Below are 5,701 nucleotides of genomic sequence, written 5' to 3'. Positions count from 1 at the left end.
TGCGCACCATGTCTTCGGGATCGCGTACGTTGAACAGGAAGTCGATGGGATTGGAGACCGACCACAGGATGGAGAACCGCACGTCGACGATGTTCTGGTCGCCCGACAGCATCAGCCCCTCGTCGCCATTGCTGCGACCCGAATTGATCGTACCGAACGAGGTCTGGTTCTCGGTGACGGTCACCCGCTCGACGCTTTCGATCGGCCACAGGTGAAAGTGCAGGCCGGGCTGGCTCAGCTCCGGCTTGGGCTTGCCGAACTGCAGCTCGACGCCGACTTCCTGCGCTTCGATGGTGTAGACCGAGTTCAGCCCCCAGAAGACAATTGCGGCCAGCACGGCGCCGGCAATGGCCCAGCGTCCGCCGGGGACGCCGCCCTGGAAGCGGTCGCGACCCCGCGCCAACAGATCCTCGAGGTTGGGGGTGTTCCCGGGCCTGCGCCCGCCACCGCCGCCACCACCGCCGCTGCCACCGCCCGGAACCTGCCCCCAGGGGCCGCCACTGTTCGAATTGCGACCTCCCCCACCCGTGTTGTTATCCCAGGGCATCTAGCACCTTTCATCCGCGATTGATCTCGATGGACCTATATAGGGAAGCCCACCGGCCCGATCAACGTGCGGAGACGGCCCGGCGGCGGTAGATTTTCACGCGGAATCCGGCGCTGTCCCGAGGCCCCGGAACGACCTCGGGCAGGTCCTCGACGTCCCACATGGCCGTATCGAGATGTGGGAAGCTGGCATCGCCATGAGGGGAAAGTTCGACCTTGGTCAGGTAGATCCGGTCGGCCACTGGCAGGGCCTCGCGGTAGATCTCAGCACCACCGCCGACCATCACTTCTTCGGCATTGTCGGCTGCGGCAATGGCCTGAGCCCGATCGAGCGCCAGTGCCAGGCTGTCGACCACGAATGCACCCTCGGCCTGGTACCCGGGCCGTCGGCTGACGATGATGCTCGTTCGCCCCGGCAGCGGGCGGCCGATGCTCTCGAAGGTCCTGCGTCCCATGATCAGCGGCTTGCCGAGCGTCATCCGCCTGAAGAAGGCGAAGTCCGTCGGCAATCGCCACGGAATCTGGCCTGCCGCGCCGATGATGCCATTCTGCGCTACAGCGGCAATCAGGGCGACGCGAACGGTCATGTCGCGCCCAGCCGGGCGAGCGCCGGGCCGGAAATGCGGACCTTGGTCCACTCATCCATCATCACGCCGCCCTGCGACCTGTAGAAGTCGATGGAGGGCGCGTTCCAGTCCAGCACCCACCATTCGAAGCGTCCGAGCCCCTCGGCAACACAGCGGCGCGCCAGATCGACCAGAAGGGCCTTGCCGATCCCCAGACCGCGGGCCTCCGGGTGCACGAACAGGTCCTCCAGCCAGATGCCGTGCCGTCCCTGGAAGGTGGAGTAGGTATAGAACCAAAGCGCAAAGCCCACCGGGCGATCGTTCCATTCGGCGATCTCGCAGAACACCTTGGGATCGGGGCCGAAGAGGTCGCGCCGGATGTCGGCCTCGGTGGCCTCGACCTCATGGGCTAGCTTTTCGTAGTCGGCGAGAGCCCGGACGAAATCGAGCACCAGAGGGGCATCGTCCGGCACCGCCCGGTGAATGGAGAGTGTCATCCGCACCTACCCGGTTGCGCCGGCAAGCCGCCCGTTCATGCCTCAGCCGGCACTCTGGGCCGTCTGGTCCTGCTTGTTGAGGATCAGCACCTCAAGCTCCCGGTTGAACGGCGGGAACCAGTCGGTGGCTTCCATTTCGAAGGTGGTGGGCGAGGTCTTGGTGACCTCGCCGTCCCAGCAGAACGAGACGAGGTTCTCGGGCCTGCCCTTGTCGATGGTCAGATGGAACCGGCCGATGGGGCCGGACCAGTTGCCGCCAGTGGACCAGATGTAGGAGATCCAGCTCTCGGTATAGGGGGCGCCGTACGGCTCCTCGGGATTGGGCAGGGTCTTGCGCACCGTCTTCACGAAGCTCTCATCGGTGCAGTACCGCTTCTGGTACTCGGTGGCCGGATCGTAGTCCTCGTAAGGGGGTGAAAGGAAGGTGACCGCCACGGTGCCGCCGACGCTGGGGGTGTAGCTGTGTTCGACCTCCGCCACCTCTCCCGCCGGGAACGTCGCCTCCCAGGTGTAGGCGGATCTCAGCGTCCAGACCGGGACGTAGTCGGTCTGCCAGCCGTCGCCGGAGTTGTATTGCATGGGAATGACGAGGCCCAGGTGCAGGAGCCGCTGCTGGTCCGCCTCGCCAAGCCCGTTCAGGGCCTCGGTGGTGGCGGAGCCAAACGGGATCAGGGGAACTCCGAGGTCACGCAGCAGCTCGGTGTGATCGACACCATAGGCGAAGGCATACTGGTGCAGCGTCACCTCGACCGGCTCGCCGTCGAAGGTGGTGCTGAAGCCGAAGATGTTGCCCGGCTCCTCGCTCGGAACCGAGACCATGAAGTCGCCGCTGCCCTCGATGTCGGGAAGGGGAAACGAGACAAGAGCGGTTTCGTCCGTGTCGGACTTGTTGAGGAACTGGTAGCGGACCCGGACCTGCGCGGGGGACACGAACAGATCCTCCGACTGCATGCTGATGTTCTCCGAGGTCAGGAAGATCAGCCCGCCCGCGCCCAGCTGCGACATGGTGTCGTTGGCAAGCGCAGGCGCGGCGACGACCGACAACAGAACGGCAAGGGAACCAAGCGGTTTCATACGGCCACCTCGGCTTTGATGTGCGGATGCGGATCATACCCGGTAATCATGAAGTCCTCAAAATCGAACGCGAAGAGATCATGGCGGTCGGGGTTGAGTGTCAGGCGAGGCAGCGGCCGCGGCGAACGTGCCAACTGCAGCCGGGCCTGATCGAAGTGATTGTGGTAGAGGTGGATGTCGCCGAAACTGTGGACGAAATCGCCCGGCTGGAGACCGCTGACCTGCGCCAGCATGTGGGTCAGCAGCGCGTAGGAGCCGATGTTGAACGGCACGCCGAGAAAGATGTCGGCGCTGCGCTGGTAGAGCTGGCAGCTCAGCCGGCCCTCGGCCACGTAGAACTGGAACAGGCAGTGGCACGGTGGCAGCGCCATGTCGTCGACCTCGGCGGGATTCCATGCCGTGACGATGTGACGGCGGGACTCGGGCCGGCTGCGGATGGAGGCGACAAGATTGGCGATCTGGTCGATGGTGCCGCCGCGGCCATCCGGCCAGCTGCGCCATTGCGAGCCGTAGACCGGTCCGAGATCGCCGTTCTCGTCGGCCCACTCGTCCCAGATGCGAACCCCGCGTTCCTGCAGCCAGCGCACATTGGTGTCGCCACGCAGGAACCACAGCAATTCGTAGATCACCGACTTGATGTGGAGCTTCTTGGTGGTGAGGAGCGGAAAGCCCTGCGACAGGTCGAACCGGACCTGGCGGCCGAAGACCGAACGCGTACCGGTACCGGTGCGGTCGGGACGATCGGTGCCGCTTTCGAGCACGTCCTTGAGCAGGTCGAGATAGGCTTGCATGGCACCGCCGGGGCGAATCTGGAGCAGCGGCAGACTAGGACGAGCGCGGACGGCGCGAAACCGGGATCGAGGGTTGCCCGTCGCAATCTCGCATGCCGGCGGCGGCCGGGTGTGGACCGGATGGAACGGAGGCCGAGAGGTCAATTGCATCCGGCCGAGCCCGATCCTATATAGGGGGTGCCGGCAACGGCTATGGCGATAAACGGCTATCGTAATAAACCCATTGGACCCGGGGGCAGTGCCCGGCGCCTCCACCAAACCCCTCCGTCGTGGCGGAGACAATGGGGGCGAAACAGGATCGACAAGGGCGTAAAGGGTAGACTTTCGCTCGGCATGGTACCACCGACATCGGGCCATCCTAATAGTTGCCAACGACAACTATGCTCCGGTCGCTCTCGCTGCGTAATGCGGCGCTAGCACTGGGAATCAAAGTCCTTCGCTCCTAGCAGGGCGACAGGCGGGGTTCGCAGGCACCTGGCAACAGAAGCCTGCACTCATTCCTCCCCGGGCCAGCTTCGACGGCATCCGGCAGGGCGCGACGGCCTGTCGCCACCCTGCTTTTCGCCTTGAATTGTGGGCAACCAACCGATGATATGCGGCGGTTGGGATTCCCCCGCGCAACAAGGACGCCGATGGCCGAAGACCTGATCCGCTACGACATTCTCGCACAGGAAGCGCTGCGTGGCGTGGTGCGCAAGGTGCTGTCCGAAGTGGCGCGCACCGGGCTGCCGGGCGAACACCATTTCTTCATTTCCTTCGTCACCAAGGCGCCGGGCGTCCGCCTGAGCCAGCGGCTGGTCGAACAGTACGACAAGGAAATGACGATCGTGCTGCAGAACCAGTTCGGCGCCCTCAAGGTGAGCGAAACCGGGTTCGAGGTGGAGCTGTCGTTCGACGGCAAGCCGGAACTGCTGGCGATCCCGTTCTCCGCGATCAAGGGCTTCTTCGACCCCTCGGTGCAGTTCGGACTGCAGTTCGATGTCGAGCAGGTCAAGCCGGCGGCGGACCCGGTGCCGGCGACTGCGCCGCCGGAGGAGACCGTCCCCCCGGCGGGCTCAGGCAGCGAGCCGAAGGGGGAGAAGGTCATCAGCCTCGACGCGTTCCGCAAGAAGTAGCGGATGCAGAAGCGTTCGATCAGCATTGCCGGGCACCGGACCAGCATCGCGATCGAGCCGGAGTTCTGGGTCGGCCTCGAGGCGATGGCCAGCGCACGCGGGATGCCGATGGCAGCGCTGATCCGCGATATCGACGAAACACGCGACGTGCCGAACCTGTCGTCGGCGCTGCGACTTGCGGTTCTCGCCTGGTACCGGGACCGTCCGAGCCACGGCGATCCGCCGCCTCCCTGACGCGTCGGCCCTGCTCCGGAAGGCCGATCCTTTGGCACTTCCGAACGGACGACGCCCCGGCTAGTTGCCCAGTCCCAGGTCCATCGGCCGATTGGCCTCTTCCGCGGCCTTGCGCGCCGCGGCCTCGGCGGCCTTCTTCCGGGCGGCTTCCTCGGCGGCCTTTTTCCGCGCGGCCTCCTCGGCGGCCTGACGGGCCGCAAGTTCTTCCGCCGCCTGCCTGGCCGCGGCCTCTTCGGCAGCCTGTCGGGCTGCCTCGTCGGCCTTGCGGATGAGTTCGGCCTCTTCCCGCGCCCTCTCCTCCTGGGCGAGCCGGAGCTTTTCGGCCTCGTCGGCGGCCTGTCGGCGGGCCTCCTCCTCGGCGCGCAACTGCTCGAGCCGCGCGACCTCGGCCTCATAGGCCTTGACCATCACCGCATCGACCAGCGCAGAGACGTCGAAGCTCCGCTCGGGCGCCAGCAGCGTGCCGGACAGGCGCGTGACGACCTCGGCCGATGCAGCATCGAGCAGCGCGGCCGGGATGGCACCGGTTGCCGACAGCACGAAGCTGCCGGACAGGCCGAGATCGGACAGCCGCACCTGGCTGCCGCCGAACAGCGCCCCGCCCTGCCCCGTCACGGTCAGGTTGGGACTGCGCACGACGCCACCGGCGATGGTGAAGGCGCCCGACACGCTGTCGCTGACCAGGGGCGCGTCATCCAGACGATCCTCGATGAGCTTCGTCAACTCGTCGGGCTGCATCTCGAGCACATCATCGACGGCCGCAACGGCAGCCAGCGCCAGAGGATCGAGCCGGGCGATGGAGAAGTCGTCCACCGTGTAGGTTCCTTCGCCCGTCATGGCCTGGAGCACGCCGGCAACGCTGCCGCCGGTTCCGTCGA

General features: G+C 65.8%; 7 protein-coding genes, 1 other RNA gene and 1 pseudogene. 3 read left to right on the top strand and 6 right to left on the bottom strand.

What is annotated here, in order from left to right; genetic code table 11:
* The 5 genes from ACE3TU_RS18215 to ACE3TU_RS18195 all read right to left on the bottom strand — a co-directional run.
* Positions 1-403 (bottom strand): SPFH domain-containing protein (locus ACE3TU_RS18215; RefSeq protein WP_374626786.1); only part of this gene is annotated, 403 nt, incomplete at its 3' end.
* A gap of 205 nt (positions 404-608) precedes the next feature.
* Positions 609-1,133, bottom strand: a complete 525-nt coding sequence (locus tag ACE3TU_RS18210; protein ID WP_374626785.1) for a dihydrofolate reductase — start codon at positions 1,131-1,133, stop codon at positions 609-611.
* Positions 1,130-1,609: an N-acetyltransferase family protein gene (locus ACE3TU_RS18205; RefSeq protein ID WP_374626783.1), complete on the bottom strand. Its 480-nt coding sequence runs from the start codon at positions 1,607-1,609 to the stop codon at positions 1,130-1,132. The genes ACE3TU_RS18210 and ACE3TU_RS18205 overlap by 4 nt, the downstream gene beginning before the upstream one ends.
* Positions 1,610-1,651: 42 nt before the next feature.
* The gene (locus ACE3TU_RS18200) at positions 1,652-2,683 is read right to left on the bottom strand and encodes a DUF4424 domain-containing protein (protein WP_374626781.1); all 1,032 of its coding nucleotides are present in this window, start codon (positions 2,681-2,683) and stop codon (positions 1,652-1,654) included.
* Positions 2,680-3,474 (bottom strand): thymidylate synthase, encoded by a 795-nt coding sequence (locus tag ACE3TU_RS18195; protein WP_374626779.1) that lies wholly within the window; start codon positions 3,472-3,474, stop codon positions 2,680-2,682. The genes ACE3TU_RS18200 and ACE3TU_RS18195 overlap by 4 nt, the downstream gene beginning before the upstream one ends.
* Before the next feature lie 140 nt (positions 3,475-3,614).
* Between ACE3TU_RS18195 and ssrA the strand changes: the two genes are divergently transcribed.
* From ssrA to ACE3TU_RS18180, 3 genes are all read left to right on the top strand, one after another.
* Positions 3,615-3,969, top strand: a transfer-messenger RNA (tmRNA) gene (gene ssrA, locus ACE3TU_RS18190).
* Between the two features lie 137 nt (positions 3,970-4,106).
* On the top strand, positions 4,107-4,589 hold the full coding sequence (locus ACE3TU_RS18185; protein WP_374626777.1) for an SspB family protein: 483 nt from the start codon (positions 4,107-4,109) through the stop codon (positions 4,587-4,589).
* A gap of 3 nt (positions 4,590-4,592) precedes the next feature.
* Positions 4,593-4,823 carry a ribbon-helix-helix domain-containing protein gene (locus ACE3TU_RS18180; RefSeq protein WP_374626775.1) on the top strand — a complete coding sequence of 77 codons (231 nt, stop codon included), beginning with the start codon at positions 4,593-4,595 and terminating at the stop codon, positions 4,821-4,823.
* A gap of 60 nt (positions 4,824-4,883) precedes the next feature.
* Here ACE3TU_RS18180 and ACE3TU_RS18175 read toward each other — a convergent pair.
* A pseudogene (locus ACE3TU_RS18175) lies at positions 4,884-5,701 on the bottom strand (hypothetical protein); the annotation flags it as partial.

Source organism: Devosia sp. (genome assembly GCF_041917035.1).
Lineage (GTDB): Bacteria > Pseudomonadota > Alphaproteobacteria > Rhizobiales > Devosiaceae > Devosia_A.
Note: the sequence above shows the minus strand (reverse complement) of the source record. Positions and strands in the feature narration are given on the sequence as shown.

Excerpts from the sequence above, each read along its gene's own strand:
- ACE3TU_RS18210 (WP_374626785.1), bottom strand. The coding sequence starts at position 1,133 with ATGACCGTTCGCGTCGCCCTGATTGCCGCTGTAGCGCAGAATGGCATC.
- ACE3TU_RS18205 (WP_374626783.1), bottom strand. The coding sequence starts at position 1,609 with ATGACACTCTCCATTCACCGGGCGGTGCCGGACGATGCCCCTCTGGTG.
- ACE3TU_RS18200 (WP_374626781.1), bottom strand. The coding sequence starts at position 2,683 with ATGAAACCGCTTGGTTCCCTTGCCGTTCTGTTGTCGGTCGTCGCCGCG.
- ACE3TU_RS18195 (WP_374626779.1), bottom strand. The coding sequence starts at position 3,474 with ATGCAAGCCTATCTCGACCTGCTCAAGGACGTGCTCGAAAGCGGCACC.
- ACE3TU_RS18185 (WP_374626777.1), top strand. The coding sequence starts at position 4,107 with ATGGCCGAAGACCTGATCCGCTACGACATTCTCGCACAGGAAGCGCTG.
- ACE3TU_RS18180 (WP_374626775.1), top strand. The coding sequence starts at position 4,593 with ATGCAGAAGCGTTCGATCAGCATTGCCGGGCACCGGACCAGCATCGCG.